The sequence below is a fragment of the Pseudomonas yamanorum genome, from assembly GCF_013386765.1.
Taxonomy (GTDB): Bacteria; Pseudomonadota; Gammaproteobacteria; order Pseudomonadales; family Pseudomonadaceae; genus Aquipseudomonas; species Aquipseudomonas yamanorum_A.
In genome coordinates this window covers 24454-43852 of the sequence record NZ_JACARE010000049.1, presented here as the reverse complement: position 1 = coordinate 43852, position 19399 = coordinate 24454, and the positions used below count along the sequence as shown (strand labels likewise).

At 63.5% G+C, this 19399-nt stretch carries 17 protein-coding genes; 5 read left to right on the top strand and 12 right to left on the bottom strand.

Features of this window, described 5'->3' with window-relative positions; all coding sequences use genetic code 11:
- Positions 1 to 30: 30 nt before the first annotated feature.
- The 8 genes from hpaI to HX875_RS28775 form a co-directional block, all read right to left on the bottom strand.
- Entirely contained in the window at positions 31 to 831 is an 801-nt protein-coding gene (gene hpaI / locus HX875_RS28810) for a 4-hydroxy-2-oxoheptanedioate aldolase (protein ID WP_177047981.1), read from the bottom strand.
- A gap of 18 nt (positions 832 to 849) precedes the next feature.
- Complete coding sequence (gene hpaH / locus HX875_RS28805) at positions 850 to 1653, bottom strand: 2-oxo-hept-4-ene-1,7-dioate hydratase (protein WP_177047979.1); 804 nt, start codon at positions 1651 to 1653, stop codon at positions 850 to 852.
- A 10-nt stretch (positions 1654 to 1663) separates the two neighbouring features.
- A complete protein-coding gene (locus HX875_RS28800; protein WP_177047977.1) occupies positions 1664 to 2968 on the bottom strand; it encodes an MFS transporter in 1305 nt (434 codons plus the stop codon).
- Between the two features lie 49 nt (positions 2969 to 3017).
- A complete protein-coding gene (locus HX875_RS28795; protein WP_177047974.1) occupies positions 3018 to 3410 on the bottom strand; it encodes a 5-carboxymethyl-2-hydroxymuconate Delta-isomerase in 393 nt (130 codons plus the stop codon).
- Between the two features lie 139 nt (positions 3411 to 3549).
- Positions 3550 to 4407: a 3,4-dihydroxyphenylacetate 2,3-dioxygenase gene (gene hpaD, locus HX875_RS28790; RefSeq protein WP_122513623.1), complete on the bottom strand. Its 858-nt coding sequence runs from the start codon at positions 4405 to 4407 to the stop codon at positions 3550 to 3552.
- Positions 4408 to 4577: 170 nt separating this feature from the next.
- On the bottom strand, positions 4578 to 6038 hold the full coding sequence (hpaE, locus tag HX875_RS28785) for a 5-carboxymethyl-2-hydroxymuconate semialdehyde dehydrogenase (RefSeq protein ID WP_088424818.1): 1461 nt from the start codon (positions 6036 to 6038) through the stop codon (positions 4578 to 4580).
- Between the two features lie 5 nt (positions 6039 to 6043).
- Positions 6044 to 6814 (bottom strand): fumarylacetoacetate hydrolase family protein, encoded by a 771-nt coding sequence (locus HX875_RS28780; protein WP_177047972.1) that lies wholly within the window; start codon positions 6812 to 6814, stop codon positions 6044 to 6046.
- Positions 6811 to 7476, bottom strand: a complete 666-nt coding sequence (locus HX875_RS28775; protein WP_177047965.1) for a fumarylacetoacetate hydrolase family protein — start codon at positions 7474 to 7476, stop codon at positions 6811 to 6813. The genes HX875_RS28780 and HX875_RS28775 overlap by 4 nt, the downstream gene beginning before the upstream one ends.
- A gap of 143 nt (positions 7477 to 7619) precedes the next feature.
- Here HX875_RS28775 and hpaA point away from each other — a divergent pair, with 143 nt between their 5' ends.
- On the top strand, positions 7620 to 8522 hold the full coding sequence (gene hpaA / locus HX875_RS28770) for a 4-hydroxyphenylacetate catabolism regulatory protein HpaA (protein WP_177047956.1): 903 nt from the start codon (positions 7620 to 7622) through the stop codon (positions 8520 to 8522).
- Positions 8523 to 8533: 11 nt separating this feature from the next.
- On the opposite strand, the gene HX875_RS28765 is transcribed toward hpaA, so the two are convergent.
- Positions 8534 to 9790: an OprD family porin gene (locus HX875_RS28765; protein ID WP_177047954.1), complete on the bottom strand. Its 1257-nt coding sequence runs from the start codon at positions 9788 to 9790 to the stop codon at positions 8534 to 8536.
- A gap of 212 nt (positions 9791 to 10002) precedes the next feature.
- Here HX875_RS28765 and hpaR point away from each other — a divergent pair, with 212 nt between their 5' ends.
- Complete coding sequence (gene hpaR, locus HX875_RS28760) at positions 10003 to 10425, top strand: homoprotocatechuate degradation operon regulator HpaR (protein WP_008437189.1); 423 nt, start codon at positions 10003 to 10005, stop codon at positions 10423 to 10425.
- Positions 10426 to 10512: 87 nt separating this feature from the next.
- Positions 10513 to 12903, top strand: a complete 2391-nt coding sequence (locus tag HX875_RS28755; protein ID WP_177047952.1) for a TonB-dependent receptor — start codon at positions 10513 to 10515, stop codon at positions 12901 to 12903.
- Here the strand turns inward: HX875_RS28755 and HX875_RS28750 are convergent.
- Genes HX875_RS28750 through HX875_RS28740 form a run of 3 tightly spaced genes read right to left on the bottom strand, consistent with a single transcriptional unit; the run spans position 12873 to position 17409 of the window.
- Entirely contained in the window at positions 12873 to 13838 is a 966-nt protein-coding gene (locus HX875_RS28750) for a sulfonate ABC transporter substrate-binding protein (protein ID WP_177047950.1), read from the bottom strand. The two genes, HX875_RS28755 and HX875_RS28750, sit on opposite strands and share 31 nt — an antisense overlap.
- Positions 13835 to 15166, bottom strand: a complete 1332-nt coding sequence (locus HX875_RS28745) for an LLM class flavin-dependent oxidoreductase (RefSeq protein WP_177047948.1) — start codon at positions 15164 to 15166, stop codon at positions 13835 to 13837. Before HX875_RS28745 ends, HX875_RS28750 begins: the two co-directional genes overlap by 4 nt.
- Before the next feature lie 2 nt (positions 15167 to 15168).
- Positions 15169 to 17409: a TonB-dependent receptor gene (locus tag HX875_RS28740; RefSeq protein WP_177047995.1), complete on the bottom strand. Its 2241-nt coding sequence runs from the start codon at positions 17407 to 17409 to the stop codon at positions 15169 to 15171.
- 205 nt (positions 17410 to 17614) lie between these two features.
- Here HX875_RS28740 and HX875_RS28735 point away from each other — a divergent pair, with 205 nt between their 5' ends.
- Entirely contained in the window at positions 17615 to 18655 is a 1041-nt protein-coding gene (locus tag HX875_RS28735) for a LacI family DNA-binding transcriptional regulator (RefSeq protein WP_177047946.1), read from the top strand.
- A gap of 61 nt (positions 18656 to 18716) precedes the next feature.
- Positions 18717 to 19343 carry a TetR/AcrR family transcriptional regulator gene (locus tag HX875_RS28730; protein ID WP_177047944.1) on the top strand — a complete coding sequence of 209 codons (627 nt, stop codon included), beginning with the start codon at positions 18717 to 18719 and terminating at the stop codon, positions 19341 to 19343.
- The last annotated feature ends 56 nt before the right edge of the window (positions 19344 to 19399 follow it).

The window sequence follows — 19399 nt, the reverse complement described above, 5'->3', positions numbered from 1 at the left end:
GCTGGGGCTCGACAGCTGCTACGGAGGAAGTCAGTACACGCCGCCGGTAATGGCCGGTGCTGCGGTGTCCTTGAACTTGGCAGCCAAGCCCTGCAACCCGCGCATCAACACCGTCGTATCCACCCCGACGGCCACGAATGCCGCCCCCAGCTCGATATACCGCCGCGCCAGCTTTTCATCTGCACTCAAGATTCCCGCCGCCTTGCCGGCTTTTTGAATCCGCACAATCGCGTCCTCAATCGCCGCCTGCACCTGCGGATGCCCGGGATTGCCCCGATGCCCCATGGCCGCACTCAAATCCGCCGGACCGATAAACACCCCGTCCACTCCTTCAACCGCCGCAATCGCGTCGAGGTTCTCCAGGCCTTCGCGGTTCTCGATCTGCACCAGCAGGCACATTTGCGCATCGGCCTCATCCAGATAACCGGGAATGCTGTTCCAGCGCGACGCTCGCGCCAGCGCACTGCCCACGCCACGTACGCCAAGGGGCGGATAACGCATCGCCCGCACCAGCTGCCGCGCCTGATCAGCCGTCTCCACCATCGGCACCAGCAGCGTCTGCACGCCGATATCCAACACCTGCTTGATCAACGCTGTATCGCCGATCACCGGGCGAATTACCGGCTGGCTGTCATAAGGCGCAACCGCCTGCAGTTGGCCAAGCATGCCGCGCAGGTCGTTGGGCGCGTGCTCGCCGTCGATCAGCAGCCAGTCGAACCCGGCATTCGCAGCCAGTTCGGCGCAGTAGGCATCGGCCAGGCCGAGCCACAGGCCAATCTGGGTTTCGCCCCGTTGCAGGCGCTGCTTGAAGCGGTTGATGGGCATGTCCATGAAACAGTCCTCCAGTATTCAGACAAAGCGGCAGGAGATGGAGCCCAGCATGTCGTAGTCGACATGGAAGGTGTCACCCGGATTTGCCGCCACCGGGCGGGTAAAGGAGCCGCCGAGGATGATCTGGCCGGGTTGCAAGGTGACGTCGTACGGCGCCAGCTTGTTCGCCAGCCAGGCCACGCCCTTGGCCGGGTGGTTGAGCACGGCGGCCGACACCCCGGATTCCTCGATCACGCCGTTGCGGTACAAAACCGCCGGCACCTTGCGCAGGTCGATCTCGGTAGGGCGCACGGCGCGGCCGCCCATGACGACACCAGCGTTGGCGGCGTTGTCGGAGATGGTGTCGAACACCTTGCGTGTGGCGTTGGTGTGCGGGTCGATTTGCTGGATGCGGGCGTCGATGATTTCCAGCGCCGGGATCACCCACTCGGTGGCGTCCAGCACGTCGAAAATCGTGCAGTTCGGGCCTTTGAGCGGCTTGCCGAGGATGAACGCCAGTTCCACTTCCACCCGGGGCACGATGAAGCGCTCGAACGGGATGTCGGTGCCTTCGTCGAAGAACATGTCATCGAGCAGGGCGCCGTAGTCCGGCTCGGTGATGTTCGACGACACCTGCATCGCCCGCGACGTCAGGCCGATCTTGTGCCCGACCAGCTTGCGCCCGTCCTTGATTTTCTGGGCCACCCAGGCGCGCTGGATGGCATAGGCGTCGTCGATGGTGATGTTCGGGTGCTCCAGGGAAAACTGGCGCACCTGCTCACGGGAGCGTTCGGCCTGGTCGAGGCGGGCGGCGGCTTGCTGGATTTGGGCTTGATCAAGCATGACAAAATCTCTACTGGGGATTGACGATGGCCGCATGGGTGCGCAGCACCAGCAGGCCGCCGAGGGCGATAAGCAGCGCCAGCACGTACAGGGCCAGGCTCGCGCTATGGGTGGTGTCGCGCATCCAGCCGATCAGGTACGGCGCGAGGAACGACGCGATGCTGCCGAACGAGCTGATCAGCGCGATGCCGGCCGCCTGGGTGCTGTTGGACAGGAACGCCGGCGGCAGTTGCCAGAACATCGGCAACGCGGCGCTGGCGCCCATACCGGCCAGGATCAGGCCGCCGAGCACCAGGGTCGGGTTGGTGGGCGAGAGCCCGGCCACCGCAATACCGATGGCCGACATCAGCAACGGCACGCACAGATGCCAGCGGCGTTCGCGGTTGCGGTCGGATGAGCGCCCGCAGCCGATCATGAAGAAGCACCCGGCCAGGTACGGCACGGCGCTCAGCAGGCCCACCTGGCTGTCGCGGCCGATGCCGGCGCCGTGGATCAGGGTGGGCATCCAGAACGCCAGGGTGTTTACCGCCAGCATCACCGCGAAGTACACCGCCACCAGCAGCCACACCTGCGGGTCACGCAGGATGCCGCCGAAGGAGGTGATGGATTTGCGCTGTTCTTCAGTGCTCAGTTGCTCGCGCAGTTGCTGCTTTTGCGCGGGCGCCAGCCACTTCACGGTTTCGAAGCTGTCGGGCAGGTATTTCAGGACGACCAAGCCGAGCAGTACCACCGGCGCGCCCTCGATCAGGAACATCCACTGCCAGCCTCGCAGCCCGCCGAAATCATGGAAGTTCTCCAGGATGGCCCCGGACAACGGGCCGCCGACCACACCGGCCATCGGCACCGCAATCGCAAACAGCGCGGTGACTTGCGCCCGGCGGCGGGCCGGGTACCAGCGGTTGAGAAACACCAGGATCCCCGGGAAGAAACCGGCCTCGGCCACCCCCAGCAAAAAGCGCAACACGTAGAAGCCAGTGGAGCTTTCGATCCACAGCATGCTGGTGGACAGCACGCCCCAGACCACCATCAGGCAGGCGATCCAGCGCCGTGGGCCGACCCGGTCCAGGGCCATGTTGCTCGGCACGCCGAACAGCGCGTAGGCGATGAAAAACAGGCCGGCCCCGAGGCCGTACACCGTGTCGCTGAAGTGCAGGTCGGTACTCATCTGCATCTTGGCGAAGCCGATGTTGATCCGGTCCAGGTGGGCAAACAGGTAGCAGATCAGCAACAACGGCATCAGTCGCCAGGTGACGATGCTGTGGGTGCGCTGATGTTCGATCAGGGTGGTGCTGTCGGCGGTATTGGCTGTGCTCATGATGTTGTTCTTTTTGGTTTGAGTGCCATGGGCGGAAAGCGGGCTGTGCTCAGCCCGCCTGGTTCTTCAGGAATGCGTGCACGTTGTTCTGCTTGAAATTCAGCTCGGGGTGCAGCTCGATCATCTCGAACGACAACGCCAGCAGCCGCTGGGATTGCAGCTCGGCGAAGTGCTCGGTGATGACCTTGAACAGGGCTTCGGCGACGGTCTTGCGGGTTCCCAGGTCCCGCCCGTGGCCGACCTTGAGGGTCATGTGGACAAAGGCGTAGTCATGCTTGCCGTCGGCCATGCGCCAGGTGTCCAGGCGCACCGCGCGACTGCGAATGCCCCCCAGGGGAAACACGCCGCTGTCGCCCAGCACGGCGTGAACCCGTTCGAACAGGGCCGGCAGGTTGGCCTGCTGTTCGAGGTTGTCGGTGTATTCGGCGATGAAGTGCGGCATGTGTGTCTCCTTTAGCTTGAGGCGCTGTTGATTCCTGTGGGAGCTGGCTTGCCTGCGATGGCATCAACTTGGTGAGACAGATACACCGAGGCGTCGCATCGCAGGCAAGCCAGCTCCTACAGGAGATCTTTACCAAGGCTCATAATGGGAAAATGGCATTGATCTGCCCGGTGCCCGAGCTGCCGAACGGCGGGGTGATGATCTCGGCCGGCTGGTTGTAGTCCGGCCCGCCCAGCAGCCCCAGGAGCATCGCGGTGTCGTGCATCTTGCCCTCGCCGAAGCAGTGCTCGGCGTAGTCCGGGAGCATCGCGCAGAACTCCTTGAAGCGGCCTTGCTTCCACATTTCCACCACGTGCAGGTCCATCTGCTTGTCGAATTCACGGGTCCAGTTGTGGATATTGGCTTCGGCTTCGCGGTCGTCCGAGAAGCGGTGGGAGAGGGAACCCGAGGCCAGCACCAGCACCTTGCGGTCGCTCTTCTCGATGGCCCGGCGCACGGCGGCGCCAAACGCGAAGCTGTCTTCCAGGCGGTGCCAGGCGCACCACGCGGCAATCGAGATCACGTCGAACTTCTGCTCATCCGGTACGCCCATGTGCATGTAGCGCATCGGTACCAGGGTGCCGTATTCAAGCTCCAGGCTCGGGATGTTGTGGGCCATGGTGCGCACGCCGGCCAGGTTGGCCTCGGCGGCGATCAACTCGCCCAGCTCCGGGCAGCCCGGGTACTCGTATTCCATGTTCTTGATGAAGTGCGGCAGTTCGTTGCTGGTGTAGGTGCCCTTGAAATGCTCACCGCAGTTGACGTGATACCCGCTGTTGACCAGCCAGTGCACGTCGAACACCACGGCGGTGTCGGCCCCCAGTTCACGGGCGCGCCGCCCGATTTCCTTGTGCCCGGCGATGGCGGCCTCGCGGCAACCGTGGTGCTTGCCGGGCAGTTCCGACAGGTACATCGAGGGAACGTGGCAGATCTTTGCTGCCAGGACGACTTCGCCCATGATGATTCTCCTGAATAATTGTTTTTGTCTTGGAAGCGTGTTGTCAAAGATCAACGGTGGGAGCTGTCGAGCCCCGGCGAGGCTGCGATGGGATCACCGCGTTGACTCTGGCAGACCGCAGCGCCTGCATCGCAGCCTCGCTTAAGCTCGACAGCTCCTACGGGGTTCACTCACACACCCCAGCGCGGGATGTGGTGACTGCCCATGGAAATGCACACGTTCTTGATCTCGGCGAACACTTCGAAGCTGTACTGGCCGCCTTCACGGCCGGTGCCGGAACCTTTTACCCCACCAAACGGCTGGCGCAAGTCCCGCACGTTCTGGCTGTTGATGAACACCATGCCGGCTTCGATGCCGTAGGCCAGACGATGCGCCTTACCGATGTCCTGGGTCCAGATGTACGACGCCAGGCCGTACTCGGTATCGTTGGCCAGTTGCAGCGCCTCGGCTTCGTCCTTGAACGGGATCAGGCACACCACCGGGCCAAAGATTTCTTCCTGGGCGATGCGCATCTTGTTGTTCACATCGGCAAACACCGTCGGCTGGATAAACTGCCCGCGGCTCAGGTGCGCCGGCAGGTTGGCCGGGCGTTCCAGGCCGCCCGCCAGCAGGGTGGCGCCTTCTTCCAGGCCAATCTTGATGTAGCCGGTGACCTTGTCATAGTGGGCCTGGGTGATCATCGAGCCGACCTGGGTTTTCGGGTCTTGCGGGTCGCCGACGATCAGGCGCTTGGCGCGGGCCGCGAACTCGGCGACGAACTGCGGGTAGACGCTCTCCTGGATGAAGATCCGGCTGCCGGCGGTGCAGCGTTCACCGTTCAGCGAGAAGATGGTGAACAACGCCGCGTCGAGGGCGCGGTCCAGGTCGGCATCTTCAAAAATCAGCACCGGCGACTTGCCGCCCAGTTCCATCGAATACTTTTTCAGGCCGGCGGTCTGCATGATTTTCTTGCCGGTGGCGGTGCCGCCGGTGAAGGAAATCGCCCGCACGTCCGGGTGGCGCACCAGTGCGTCACCGGCCGTGGCGCCGTAGCCCTGGATCACGTTCAGAACGCCCTTGGGAATGCCGGCCTCGACCGCCAGGCGTCCCAGTTCATTGGCGGTCAGCGGCGACAGCTCGGACATTTTCAACACGGCGGTATTGCCCAGCGCCAGGCACGGCGCGGTCTTCCAGGTGGCGGTCATGAACGGCACGTTCCACGGCGACACCAACGCGCACACACCCACCGGCTGGTACAGGGTGTAGTTGAGCATCTGGTCGTCCACCGGGTAGCTGTGGCCGTCCATGCGGGTGCAGACTTCGGCGAAGAAATCGAAGTTGTGGGACGCCCGGGGAATCAACACGTTTTTGGTCTGGTGGATCGGCAGGCCGGTGTCGAGGGTTTCCAGTTCGGCCAGGTGCGGCACGTTCTGTTCGATCAGCTCGCCGAGCTTGCGCATCAGGCGGGCACGTTCCTTGGCCGGTGTTCCGGCCCATTTCGGAAAGGCTTCCTTGGCCGCCGCTACCGCCTGCGCCACTTCCTCGGCGCCGCCGCTGGCGACTTCACCGATGGCTTCGCCGGTGGCCGGGTTGTAGTTGATGAAGGTGTCTTTGCTTTCGACCTCACGGCCGTTGATCCAGTGTTTGATCATGTTGCTCAAGCCTCTTTGCGGGCGGCGAAAAAGTCCGCCTCGCTGACAATTCGATTTACCAGGCGACCAACGCCTTCCACTTCCACGATCACTTCATCCCCTGGCACCACATCGGCCAGGCCTTCGGGCGTGCCGGTGGCGATCATGTCGCCGGGTTGCAGGGTCATGAAACTGGACAGGTATTCGATCAGGTACGGGATATCGAAAATCATGTCTTTCGTGCTGCCTTCCTGGCGCAGTTCACCGTTGATCCAGGTGCGCAGCTTCAGGTTGCTCGGGTCGGGCACGTCGGCGACATCCACGATCCACGGGCCTACGGGCGTGGTGGCGTCGCGGTTTTTCACCCGCAGGTTGGGGCGGTAGTAGTTTTCCAGGTAGTCGCGGATCGCGTAGTCGTTGCACACCGTGTAGCCGGCCAGATACTCCAGGGCGTTCTCGCGCTTGACGTTGCGCGCCGGCTTGCCGATGACCGCCACCAGCTCGCACTCGTAGTGCATGTAGGCGACGTTGTCCGGGCGCCAGGTCACCTGGTTGTGGCCGGTGTAGGTGCCGGGTGACTTGATGAACGCCAGTGGTTCGGTGGGCGGCTTGAAGGCCAGTTCGGCGGCGTGGTCGGCGTAGTTCAGGCCGAGGGCGAACATGCTGCCGCTGGCCGGTGGCAGCCACTCCACCTGGTCTTCGGCCAGCAGGCGGCCGTCGGCCAGGCGCACGGCATTTTCAGCTTCGACCAGAACCTGGTGGGCTTCACCTTCAAAGCGAATACGGGCGTGTTTCATGACAGCTCCTCTGCCTTGATGTGGTTGACCAGGCGGCCCAGGCCGCTGATCTCGACTTCCACCGTGTCGCCGGGTTGCACATCCACCCGGCCTTCGGGCGTGCCGGTGATCAGCACATCGCCTTCGTGCAGGGTCATGAACTCGCTGATCTCGGCGATCAACTGCGGCAGGCTGCGCACGAAATTGGCGGTGGAGTTTTGCTGGCGCAGTTCACCGTTGACGAACAGCTTCACGCTCAGTTGGTGCGGGTTGGCGACCTGGTCACGGGCCACCAGTTCCGGGCCCAATGCGCAGAAGCCGTCCCGGCACTTGGCTTTCACCGCCGGGCGGTAGTAGCTGTCTTCCGGCAGGCTGAACTCGTTGACGATGGTGTAGCCCGCCACATGCTCCAGAGCGTTTTCGACGCTGACCCGGCTGGCGGTCTTGCCAATCACCACGCCGAGGGCCGGGCCCGGTTGCAGGCGTTCACCCTGGGGGTGCAGCACCACGGCGTCGTGGCCGTTGCGGGTGTTGGGCGTCTTGATGAACAGCACCGGCTTCACCGGTGGCTTCTGGTAAGGCGCTTGTTCGAATTCGGCGAGACGTTGGTTCAGCAACCCCTGGTAGTTCAGCGCAACGCCGAACAGGGTGCCGTTCGCAACATCATGCAGGGCACGGCTCATGCTTTTCTCCTGGCAGTGGCGGGGCAGATTCGGACCTGCTCCGTGGAATATTCGTTAACCTGTTAACGTTATAATTAAGATGTTAACTATCGTCAAGCGTGGCAATATTTCAGGGCAGTCAAAACAACAAAGAGAATCCAGTGATGAGCGATCGTCAGCCGATCCCCAACATCAACATCGGGCAGGTCTACGACCAGCGTTACAGCGATGCCGAGGTGCACTACGACAGGCTCGGCAACCTGGCGGGGTTTTTTGGTCGCAACATGCCGGTGCACCGCCACGACCGGTTTTTCCAGGTGCATTACGTCAAGACGGGCGCAGTGCGGGTCTATCTGGATGACCAGCAGTACCTCGAATCCGGGCCGATGTTTTTCCTCACACCGCCGACGGTGGCGCATTCCTTCGTCACCGAAGCCGACGCCGACGGCCATGTGCTGACGGTGCGCCAGCAACTGGTGTGGGCCTTGATCGACGCCGATCCGAGCCTGGCGCCCGGCGCGCAATTGCCGGCGGCCTGTGTGGCGCTGGCGCGACTGGCGCCGGAGTTTCATCCCGAGGTGCGCCGTCTGGAATTCCTGTTCGACGAGCTGTGCAGTGAGATCAACGCCCAGGCCAGCGGACGCGGCTCGGCCCTGGACAGCCTGACGCGCCTGATCATGATCAGCCTGCTCAGGCTCTGCGCCAATTCCCTGGAAGCCCGCCCGGCGCGTCACGAAGACCTGCGGATCTTCCACCGCTTCAACGAACTGATCGAAGACCACTACCTGCAACACTGGCCGCTGTCGCGCTACGCCGACGGTGTGGGCGTCACCGAAGCGCGGCTCAACGAGGTATGCCGACGCATCGCCGACCTGCCGTCCAAACGCCTGATCCTCGAACGGCTGATGCAGGAAGCCCGGCGCCTGCTGCTGTTTACCGGCAGTTCGGCGAATGAAATCTGCTACCAGCTGGGGTTCAAGGACCCGGCGTATTTCAGCCGGTTCTTCCAGCGCTATGCGCAGATGACGCCGGGGGAGTACCGCCAGCGTCAATCGGGGTTGCGTTGAGGCGCCTGGCGTTACCACAGGGCCACGGTGTAGCCGATGATCACCCGGCTTTCGTCGATGTCGCTGGTCAGGCCGTTGCTCGAGCGTAGCGTCGCGTTACGCAGCCGCACGTTGACGTTCTTCAACGGGCCGCTTTGCACGGTGTAGACCAGGTCGGTGTCGCGCTCCCATTCCCGGCCGTTGCGCACCGTGGCGGTTTGCGCGTGGCTGCCGTCGACGTAGCGGGTCATGAAGGTCAGGCCCGGCAGGCCGAGGGCGGCGAAGTTGTAGTCGTAGCGCGCCTGCCACGCATCGGTGTTGGCCTTGGTGAAGATATTGATGGTCACCAGGTTGACCGAGTACGGGTCTTGCCCCGGGAAGGCAAAGTCGCCGTCACCGGAAAGGTTCTGGAAGCCCAGGCCGAATTTGTGCGCGCCCACCGACAGGCTGAACATGCCGTTGAAAAAGCGGTTGTCGATCCGCCCGCCGTCCACCCGGGTAGGGCTGCGCAGCAGGGCGCTGCCTTGCTCGCGGGTGTCGAAGTAGCGCAGGTCGGTGCGCAGGTTCACGCCTTCGGCCAGCGGCAGGTCATGCACCAGGCCGATAAAGTTCTGGCGGTAGATGTCCTGCATCTGGGCGTAGTAATAGGTCGCGGCCAGGTGCGGATTGATCGCGTAGGTGCCGCCGGCCAGGTCCAGGTGGCTGCTGTTGACGCCGCCGTAGCTCATGGACTCGTTGTTGGAGGAGTCCCGCAGGTTCTGTTTTTCCAGGCGGCCGACGTTCAATGTCAGGCCGTCGATGTCCTGGGAAGTCACCAGCTCGCCGTTGTAGGTCGACGGCAGCAAGCGGGTGTCGTTGTAGGCGGCCACCGGCAATATCGGTTGCAGGGTGCCGAGCTTGAGCACGGTTTTGGACAGGCGCAATTTGGCGGTCAGGCCGAGTTCGCTGTAGCTGTCGGCCGGCTCGCCGCTGGCGCCGGATGGCAACAGCCCGGTGCCCCGGCGGTCGCGGCTGGAGTCGAGCTTCAGGCCCATTTCACCCAAGGCGTCCACGCCAAAACCCACCACGCCTTCGGTGTAGCCCGACTCCAGGCGCAGCACAAAACCTTGCGCCCATTCGTCCGCCTTGTTCTGCGGCGCGTTGGCCTGGCGAAAGTCGCGGTTCATGTAGAAGTTGCGTAGGTCCAGGCTGGCTTTACTGTCCTGGATAAAGTCGGCGTGGGCGACCAGAGGGGTAAACGCGGCGCACAGGCCAGCGCTTGCCGCCGTGCGAAAGAGGCACGAATGCATGAGGGGCGTTCCTTTTGTTGTTTTTGTTGGTAGAGCCCGCCACCGGGGCAGGGGCGGGCATATTGTTAACATGTTATCTTTAAGCTGAATAGCCGGATTCAGAGGTTTTTGCTAATTCATTTCGAAATTAACGATTTGCCGCGTGCCTTGGGTTGCGCACCCGGGGCCCCGACTCTAAGCTTCGACGCTTCGACCTCTACTGCGCGTGAACCATGCCCACCCCCAGACCGTCCCTTACGCTCACCTTGCTCCAGGCCCGCGAAGCGACCATGGCGTTCTTCCGGCCTTTGCTCAATGAACATGACCTGACCGAACAGCAGTGGCGGGTGATCCGCATCCTGCGCCAGCAAGGCGAACTGGAAAGCCACCAACTGGCGCACCTCGCGTGCATCCTCAAGCCAAGCATGACCGGCGTATTGGGGCGGCTGGAGCGTGACGGCATCGTGCGCCGGCGCAAATCCGCCGAAGACCAGCGCCGGGTGTTCGTCGCCCTGACCGAACAGGGGCAGCAGTGTTTTGTCGACATGAGCGCCGGGATGGAAAGCAACTACCTGAAGATTCAGGAGCAGTTCGGCGAGGAATCCCTGGAGCAATTGATGGAGCTGCTGCAAAAGCTGAAAGGCATCAAACCCTGATTTCAAAAAATATTGGCTGAAGCCTGTCCCCTTTTTTCACCTGGCTGGTCATTCCAGGTAAGTGAACAAAATCGAGAGCTTTTGCCAATGCCCGCCCTACGTCCGTTGCTGAATTTCAGCCTCATGCTGAGCCTGAGCGCCAGCCCGTTGTTTGTTCCCGTCAGTTATGCCGAAGACGGCGCGTCCCGGCGCAGTTACCAGGTGCCGGCCGGCAGCCTGAGTGCCGCGTTGACCCGTTTCGCCGGGCTGGCCGGGGTCAACCTGTCGGTGGACCCGGCGCTGGTCAGCGGCCGCAACAGCAGCGGGTTGTCGGGCGAATACGGTGTCGAAGAAGGTTTCGCGCGCCTGCTCCAAGGCTCCGGCCTGCAACTGCAGCCCATGGGCGAGCAGGCCTACATGCTGACCCCAATTCCCGAAGGTGGCAGCCTGCAACTCGCACCCACTTCGATTCTCGGCACCACCAGTGATGCCGGCAGCGAGTCCTACGCCGGTGGCCAGGTGGCGCGCCGTGGTTCCCAGGGGCTGCTGGGCTCGCGGGACTTCATGGAAACCCCGTTCAGCATGACCACCTACACCAGCGAGGCGGTCAAGAACCAGCAGGCGCGCACCCTCGGCGACCTGATCGCCAGCGACCCCTCGGTGCGCGCCACCAACCCGGCCGGCGGGCGCTATGAGCAATTCACCATTCGCGGCTTCAGCCTGTTCAACAGTGATGTCGCCTACAACGGCCTCTACGGCGTCCTGCCGACCTACACCATCGACATGGAAATGGCCGAGCGCGTCGACATCATCAAAGGCCCCAGCCAGTTGATCAACGGCATCTCGCCCCGGGGCAGCGTGGGCGGCGGGATCAACGTGGTGCCCAAGCGCGCCACCGACAAACCCATCACCTCGTTCACCGGCAGCTGGGCCTCCGACAGCCAGGCGGGTGGCGCCGTGGATATCGGCCGGCGCTTTGGTGAAGACAACAAGTTCGGCCTGCGTTTCAACGGCGTGAAACAGTCCGGCGACACCACCTGGGATCACCAGAGCGTCGACCGCGAAATGGCCGTGCTCGGCCTGGATTTTCGCGGCGACCGCCTGCGGCTCTCCACCGACATCGGCCGCACCGAGCGCGACACCGACGCCCCGCAAGAGCGCGTGCAGGTCGGCCCCAAGGCCAATGTGCCGAGCGCCAACGACGTGCGCCACAACTACGCGCAGCCCTGGAGCAAGGCCAGCACCAACGACACCTTCGGCACGGTCAACGGTGAGTTCGACCTCAGCGACAACGTGATGCTCTACGGCGGCGTCGGCGCGCGCAAAAGCAATCACGATTTCCTGCGCCATGCGGTATCGGTGACCAACAACGCCGGTGATTTCAGCGTGCAGCCCCGGGACTTCACCCGCGACGAAAACGTGCGCACCGCCACGGCAGGCGTGCGCAACTGGTTCCATACCGGCCCGGTGAGCCATGAGGTCAACCTGGCGGCCAGCTACTTCTACATGGACTTCGAAAACGGCGGCGCGCGGTATGCGTCCGGGACGAGCAATCTCTACAACCCGGTGCAAACCCCTGCACCCGGCAGGCCGACGCGACTCGACTCGAAGGTCTACACCGAGAACCGCTTCAGCGGCGTGGCGTTGTCCGACACCCTGGGCTTCTTCGACGACCGGCTGCTGCTGACCCTCGGCGCGCGCTGGCAGCGGGTCAAGGTGGATGACTGGACCGATGACGTCAAAGGCAAAACCGCCTACGACGAAGAAAAGATTTCACCCTCGGGCGGCATCCTGTTCAAGGCCACCGACAAGCTGTCGCTGTACGCCAACTACATGGAAGGCCTGAGCCAGGGCAAGGTTGCACCGTCGACCTCGGTCAACGATGACGAAATCTTCCCGCCGTTCATCAGTCGCCAGGTCGAAGTCGGCGCCAAGTACGACGCCGGGGCGTTCGCAGTGACGGCGGCGGTGTTCCGGATCAAGCAGCCGGCCTACGAGACCAATGCCACCACCCTGGTGTTCGGCCCCAATGGCAAGCGCCAGAACGACGGCGTGGAACTCAGCGTGTTCGGCGAGCCGCTCAAGGGCTTCCGCCTGCTGGGCGGGGTGATGTACATCGACAGCGAATTGACCAACACCACCAACGGCACCTACGACGGCAACCGCGCGCCGGCCACGCCCAAGTACAACGTCAACCTCGGCGCCGAGTGGGATGTGCCGACCGTTGAAGGCCTGACCCTCACCAGCCGCGGGATCTATTCCAGCTCGCAATACCTGGACCAGTCCAACGTCAAGGAAATCGACGCCTGGACCCGCCTCGACGTGGGTGCACGCTACGCCTTCAAGGTCGACGACAAGCACATCACCCTGCGGGCCAATGTCGAGAACGTGGCCAACCGGCGCTACTGGAGTTCGGCCGGTGCCTCGGATGACAGCGAGCCGGGGCTGACCTTGTCGACGCCGCGCACTTACTTGCTGTCGGCCACGGTCGACTTCTGATTCGATGCGTCGGCGGCCTGCCACACCGCTTTGCTGACTTGCACCGGCTTGGGCAGCAGGCGGTTCTGGAAAAACAGGTCCGCCGTCTGTTGCTGCGCCTCAATGATGTGCTCGTCAATCGGCAGGATCGGCGATGGCGGCCGGTTGTCGACATACCGCGCAATCACCCCGGCCGGCAAACCCATGAAACGGGTCAGCACCTGCAGGCTGTCTTCGCGCTGGCTGCGGGTCAGGGCTTCGGCGGCGCTGAGTTCATCGAGCAGCGCGTGGATGAACGGACCATTGGCCTCGGCGTAGGCACGGCGCGCGGTATAGATCGGCCCGGACAGGTTCAAGCCTTCACCGTTGGCAAGCACGCGGCTGGGGCTTTGGCTCAGGGCCAGTGACGAGTAGGGCTCCCAGATGGCCCAGGCATCGACACTGCCCTGTTCGAAGGCCGCGCGGGCGTCGGCCGGCGGCAGGTAAACCGGCTGGATGTCCTTGTAGCTCAGGCCGGCCTTGTTCAGTGCCCGCAGGATCAGGTTGTGGGAGCTGGAGCCTTTCTGGAAGGCGACTTTCTTGCCCTTGAGGTCGGCAATGGTATGCAGCGGGCTGTCGGCCTGCACCAGGATGGTTTCCGCCGTCGGCTTGGGCGGTTCGGCACCGATGTACACCAGGTCGGCACCTGCCGCCTGGGCGAACAGCGGCGGGATATCACCGGTGGACGCGACGTCCAGCGCGCCCACATTCAAGGCTTCGAGCATCTGCGGGCCGGCGGGGAATTCGATCCATTGCACCTTGGTCTGGTCGAAGCGTTTTTCCAGCAGGCCATGTTCCTTGGCCAGCACCAGGGCGATCGAGCCTTTCTGGTAGCCTATCCTCAGGCTCGCCGGGTCGGCGGCCAGCGCGGTTTGCGCCAGGGCGAGCAGCGCCAACAGCAGCGCGGAAATCTTCATGGCTGTTTCTCCGTAAAGCGATTGCCTGGCCGCGCCAGTCCAAGGTTTTCACGCAGCGTGGTGCCGGCGTATTCGGTACGGAACAGGCCGCGCCGTTGCAGTTCCGGTACCACCCATTGGGCGAAATCCTCCAGCCCGCCCGGCAGGTGCGGCACCAGCACATTGAAGCCATCGGCGGCGCCGTTTTCGAACCAGTGCTGCAGCTCATCAGCGATCTGAACGGGCGTGCCGATCAGGCTGTAATGCCCGCGTCCACCGGCAATTCGGCGGCCCAGCTGCGCCAGGCTCAGGTGTTCGCGGCCCGCCAGTTCGGTCAGCAGTTGCTGGCGGCTGCGCTGGCCGCTGTCGGTCAATGGCAGCTCCGGCAGCGGGCCGTCCAGCGGGTAGCCAGACAAGTCGAAATTGCCCAGCATGCGCCCCAGCAAGGCGACGCCCACTTCGGGTTCGACCAACTGCTGGAAGGCCTCGAACTTTTCCTGCGCCTGCGCTTGCGTTTGCCCGACCACCACAAACACCCCCGGCATGATCTTCAGCGCGTCCGGCTCCCGCCCGTATTGGGCCAGGCGACCCTTGAGGTCGGCATAGAACGCCTGGGCACTGGCCAATGAAGTCTGGGCGGTGAACACCACTTCGGCGGTTTGTGCCGCCAACTCACGGCCTGCCTCGGACGAGCCGGCCTGGACAATCACCGGTTGGCCCTGAGGCGAGCGCGCTACGTTCAACGGGCCCTTGACCCGAAAGTGTTCGCCGACATGGTCGAGCACATGCAGCTTCGCCGGGTCGTAATAGGCGCCACTGGCCTTGTCGCGCACAAAGGCATCGTCTTCCCAGCTGTCCCACAACCCCGTCACCACCTGATGAAACTCCCGGGCACGGCTGTAGCGTTCGCCGTGGCCGAGGTGTTCGTCTCGCCCGAAATTCCGGGCTTCGGCGGCGTTGTCCGAGGTCACCAGGTTCCAGCCGGCGCGCCCGCCGGACAAGTGATCCAGGGAGGCGAATTTGCGCGCCACATGGTAAGGCTCGTTGTAGCTGGTGGTGGCCGTGGCGATCAGGCCGATGTGTTCGGTCACCACGCTCAACGCCGACAGCAACGTCAGTGGCTCGAAATGGTCCGAGCGCGCCATGCGGCTGGCGATCTCGCCGGTGGCGGCGGCAATGCTGTCGGCCACGAACAGGGCATCGAATTTCGCCGCCTCGGCGATCTGCGCCAGGCGTTTGTAGTGGGAGAAGTCCAGCCCCGCATTGGCCGGCACATCGGGATGGCGCCAGGCGGCCACGTGGTGCCCGGTGGCCATCAGGAACGCGCCGAGTTTCAGTTGACGGGGCATGCTCAGAAATCCTTGCGCAGTTGCACGCCGAAGTAACGTTCATCGTCACGGGGTACGGCGCGGTAGATGTAGTTGCCGCCGCTGGTCAGTAGCGGTGAATAGGACTTGTCCGCGAGGTTCTTCGCCAGCAGCGCCACGCGCCAGCCGTTGTTGTAGTCGGCGAGGGCGACGCTGGCGTTCCAGATGCCGTAGGCACCTTGCTTGGTGTCGACGTTCTGGCTGATGTCGTACTGCACTTCGCTCTGCCAGCTGTAGTCGGTACCCAGTTCGATATCCAGGCCGTTATCCAGCGGGATGCTGTAGTCGGCGCGCACGTAGCTTTTCCAGTCGGGGCTGAAGGGCAGCGGCTTGCCGTTGACGTTGCACGACGCCGCCGCGCCCGGCGGGCAGGCGAACTCATCGATACGTGCCCGGGTGTAGGCCAGCGCGCCGGAGAGCTTGAGTTGTTGGGTGGCCTGCAAGGTGTAGTCGAGTTCGACCCCTTCGGTGCTGACGCTGCCGGCGTTGATCAGGCGCGTCACCACTTGCCCGGCGACGGTGTCGAAGAAGTTCGCCTGGTAGTTATCGTAGTCGCTGTGGAAGATCGCCAGGTTGGTGGTCAGGCGGTTGTTCCAGCTGGTGGCCTTGATCCCGACTTCCCAGGTGTTGGAAGTTTCCGGCTTCAGCGCGTCGGTGTCCCGCGGCTGCATGTTGAAGAACACGTTGTAGGCCGGGCCCTTGTAGCCGCGCGAGTAGGTCAGGTAGCTGGTGACGGTGTCGCTCAGGTCGTACTGCACTCCCAGCCGGCCGGACCAGCCGTCTTCATCCACTGAGCCGGAACTGCTGGTGGCCGGTTGAATGCCGCTGACGGTGGCGGCCGAGGTGGACACGCGGCGGTGATCGTATTCCAGGTCGTCGTGGGTATAGCGCAGGCCGGCGATGCCGCGAAAATTCGAGGTGAAATTCAGCGTGGTCTCGCCGAACACCGCGTAGCTGTCGCTGGTAGTGCCGTAATCGGCGATGCCACGGTCGGTGCGCGTGGTGGTGGTCAGGGTGCGCTGGTAGGTTTCCTGGTCCTTGCCGTGCATGTAGAACAGGCCGCCGACGTATTCGAGGAATTCGCCTTTGGGCGAGGCCAGGCGCAGCTCCTGGGAGTATTGGTCGAACGCCAGTTGGCCCTTGTCGGCGGTGCCGGGGAAGGCGGCGGTCACGGTGCCCAGGCGGTCGCCGTCCTGGTATTGGGTGTTGTCCCAGCCGCGCCAGGCGGTGATCGAGGTCAGGGTGTAGTCGCCCAGGTTCCAGTCCAGTTGGGCAGACAGGCCTTTGTTGGTGTCCTCCACATGGCTGCGGGTGTCGGTGTTGATGTCGCGGTTGTCGCTGGAGCCGCGCACCGGGTTCAATGCATTGGCGAACGCCGGGGTCAGGGATTTGCTCACCACGCCATTCGGCGCGTCGTCGTGGGACTGCATGTAGTCGGCAATCAGGGTCAGTTTCACGTCGTCGTTGGGGGTGAACTCCAGCTTGCCGCGCACGCCCTGGTGGTTGTAGCCGTTCACTTCCTGGCCGTTGTGCTTGTTGTCGACGTTACCGTCGTAGCTGCCGAACAGCCCGCTGATGGAGCCCTTGAGCGTGCCGGGAATCAGGCTGCCGCCAAGGCCGAAGCGGGTGCGGCTTTCATTGCCGCTGTAGTAGGACTGGTCGATATAGCCGTGGGTCTCGGCCGTCGGCGCCTTGCTGGTGATATTGAGCACGCCGGCCGAAGCGTTCTTGCCGAACAGCGTGCCCTGGGGCCCGCGCAGCACTTCGACACGTTCCAGGTCCAGCAGGTCGAGGGTGGCCTGGCCGGGGCGTGCGTACACCACGCCGTCAATCACCGTCGCCACGGTGGGTTCAACCCCGGGCGAGGTGGAAATGGTGCCCACACCCCGTACGAACAGCGAGGTGTCCTTGTTCGACGCACCGGTGCGGAAGTTCAGCGACGGCACTTGCTGCACGATACTGGCCACGCCATTGCGATTGTCACGCTCCAGCTGTTCGCCATCGAGCACCGAGACCGCCACCGGGACTTTTTGCAGCGACTCTTCGCGGCGGGTGGCCGTGACCGTGACCGGCTTGAGGGTGGGTTCCTGCTCGTCGGCCGCGAATACAGCGGGAACGGGCAGGGCGGCGAGACCCGCGAGGAGCCAGCCCAGGTGGGCGCGGCGCCCGGTGGCGGCGCGTATGGATTGCGATAGTTTTTGAGGTTGCCCCGAATGTGTGTGCATGCTCTGCCCGCTCGAAATATGCCCTGAACCGCTGCCGTTCTGCGACGACAGCGCCGTTGAAACTGTCTTGGGCATTCGCTCGAGCGAGTAGCAGACAAAACGCTTTGGTAGCGCTAACATCGGCATTATTGGTAGGTGTGGCATAGAGCGTCAAATACTAAAAAATTAGTTTTATATTCTTTTAGGTTTTTAACAGGATCGTCCCTTGAGCGAAGACAAACCCCGGAAACGCCGTGGTGCCGGCCGTGTCACCTTGAACACCGTGGCGCGCCAGGCCGGTGTGTCAGCGATTACCGTGTCGCGCTATTTCAACCAGCCGGAGCAGGTTTCGCCTGAACGCCGTGAGCGCATCGCGGCGGTGGTCGCCGAGTTGGGCTACGTGCCCAACCTGGTGGCGGGTGGATTGGCGTCGGCCCGGGGCAGAATCGTCGCCATGGTGATTCCGAACATCTCCGGGCCGATCTTCGCCAATACCATCCAGGGCTTCAGCGACACCCTCAGCCGCCATGGCTATCAACTGCTGCTGGCATCCAGCTACTTCAGCGCCGAGCAGGAAGAAAATGCGGTGCGCGCGTTTCTCGGTTGGTCGCCGGCGGCGCTGGTGCTCACCAGCCGTTTCCACAGTGCGGGCACCGAGAAGATGATCGCCGAGGCCGATATCCCGGTGGTTGAAACCTGGGATTACCAACCCGAGCGCGAGCCGTTGCAGATCGGCTTCTCCCATTACGAGGTGGGCGTGACGGCCGCGCGCTACCTGCATGGCAAGGGGTATCGGCGCATCGCCTTTGTGCAGAACAGCGCGCCGGGGGACTTCAGCGCCCTGGAACGCCGGGATGGCTACAGCGCCACCCTGCTTGAGTTGGGTGTGCAGCCCTGGGTGTTTGCCCCGGACGCCGACCGCGCGCCCTTCGAGGCGGGCAAGCAAGCCATGCAAGCATTGATGAGCGCCGCCGTGCCGCCCGACGCAATCATCTTCGCCAATGACAACCTGGCCGCCGGCGGCTTGCTGGCCGGGCAGCGGGCCGGGCTGAAAATCCCCGAGGAGTGTGCCGTGCTTGGCTTTGGTGATTACCCGTTTGCCGAAATGCTCCTGCCGAGTCTGAGCACCATCAAGCCGCCCGCCCTGGAAATTGGCGTGCTGGCGGCCACGCGGGTCCTGGAAAGCCTGGGCGTGTTGCCGGTCGAGGAGGAGGTGCAGCGTTTGAACCTGCTGGCATGCCGCTTGATCGAGCGCGAGAGCGCCTGAGGTTTATTTGCGGCTGCGGGGCATTTTGGATACGGTGCAGGCCTGCCCAAAGGACCTGCCAATGACCGAGCCGCAACCCGCTACCGCGCCCAAATCCCGCCGTGCGCCCAAAGGTGAAAAACGCCGGGAAGAACTGCTGGACGCCGCATTGCAGGTGTTTTCCCTGGAAGGTTACAGCGGTGCCTCGATGGCGCAGGTGGCGGCGATCGTCGGTATCTCGGTGGCCGGCCTGCTGCATCACTTTCCCAGCAAGATTTCGTTGTTGATGGGCGTGCTGCAACGCCGGGACGAGGTCAATCAGCGGATTGCCGATGAGGTCCGGGCCGAGAAGTCATTGTCCGGCTTGCTGGGCAGCCTGCGGGCGATCAACCGCTCCAACGCGACTGCGCCGGGGGTGGTGCGGGCTTTTACGATTCTGAATGCGGAAAGCCTGCTGGACACCCACCCGGCCTGGGGTTGGTTCCAGGAGCGTTATGCGGGCATTCATCGGCGCCTGCACGGGCAGTTTGCCGACCTTGTGGCCATGGGCGAGGTGCGTGCTGACGTGGACATTGCCGGGCTGGTGGAGGAGATCCTGGCCATGATGGACGGCTTGCAGATCCAGTGGCTGCGCTTTCCCGATCAGGTGGACCTGGTGGCGCGTTTCGATACCTACATCGCGCGGGTCGATGCGGCCATACGAGCGTGAATGGAGGAGCGAGCTTGCTCGCGAAGGACGTCAACGATAACGCGGGCATCCTGGAT

Excerpts from the sequence above, each read along its gene's own strand:
- hpaI (WP_177047981.1), bottom strand. The coding sequence starts at position 831 with ATGGACATGCCCATCAACCGCTTCAAGCAGCGCCTGCAACGGGGCGAA.
- hpaH (WP_177047979.1), bottom strand. The coding sequence starts at position 1,653 with ATGCTTGATCAAGCCCAAATCCAGCAAGCCGCCGCCCGCCTCGACCAG.
- HX875_RS28800 (WP_177047977.1), bottom strand. The coding sequence starts at position 2,968 with ATGAGCACAGCCAATACCGCCGACAGCACCACCCTGATCGAACATCAG.
- HX875_RS28795 (WP_177047974.1), bottom strand. The coding sequence starts at position 3,410 with ATGCCGCACTTCATCGCCGAATACACCGACAACCTCGAACAGCAGGCC.
- hpaD (WP_122513623.1), bottom strand. The coding sequence starts at position 4,407 with ATGGGCGAAGTCGTCCTGGCAGCAAAGATCTGCCACGTTCCCTCGATG.
- hpaE (WP_088424818.1), bottom strand. The coding sequence starts at position 6,038 with ATGATCAAACACTGGATCAACGGCCGTGAGGTCGAAAGCAAAGACACC.
- HX875_RS28780 (WP_177047972.1), bottom strand. The coding sequence starts at position 6,814 with ATGAAACACGCCCGTATTCGCTTTGAAGGTGAAGCCCACCAGGTTCTG.
- HX875_RS28775 (WP_177047965.1), bottom strand. The coding sequence starts at position 7,476 with ATGAGCCGTGCCCTGCATGATGTTGCGAACGGCACCCTGTTCGGCGTT.
- hpaA (WP_177047956.1), top strand. The coding sequence starts at position 7,620 with ATGAGCGATCGTCAGCCGATCCCCAACATCAACATCGGGCAGGTCTAC.
- HX875_RS28765 (WP_177047954.1), bottom strand. The coding sequence starts at position 9,790 with ATGCATTCGTGCCTCTTTCGCACGGCGGCAAGCGCTGGCCTGTGCGCC.
- hpaR (WP_008437189.1), top strand. The coding sequence starts at position 10,003 with ATGCCCACCCCCAGACCGTCCCTTACGCTCACCTTGCTCCAGGCCCGC.
- HX875_RS28755 (WP_177047952.1), top strand. The coding sequence starts at position 10,513 with ATGCCCGCCCTACGTCCGTTGCTGAATTTCAGCCTCATGCTGAGCCTG.
- HX875_RS28750 (WP_177047950.1), bottom strand. The coding sequence starts at position 13,838 with ATGAAGATTTCCGCGCTGCTGTTGGCGCTGCTCGCCCTGGCGCAAACC.
- HX875_RS28745 (WP_177047948.1), bottom strand. The coding sequence starts at position 15,166 with ATGCCCCGTCAACTGAAACTCGGCGCGTTCCTGATGGCCACCGGGCAC.
- HX875_RS28740 (WP_177047995.1), bottom strand. The coding sequence starts at position 17,409 with ATGCACACACATTCGGGGCAACCTCAAAAACTATCGCAATCCATACGC.
- HX875_RS28730 (WP_177047944.1), top strand. The coding sequence starts at position 18,717 with ATGACCGAGCCGCAACCCGCTACCGCGCCCAAATCCCGCCGTGCGCCC.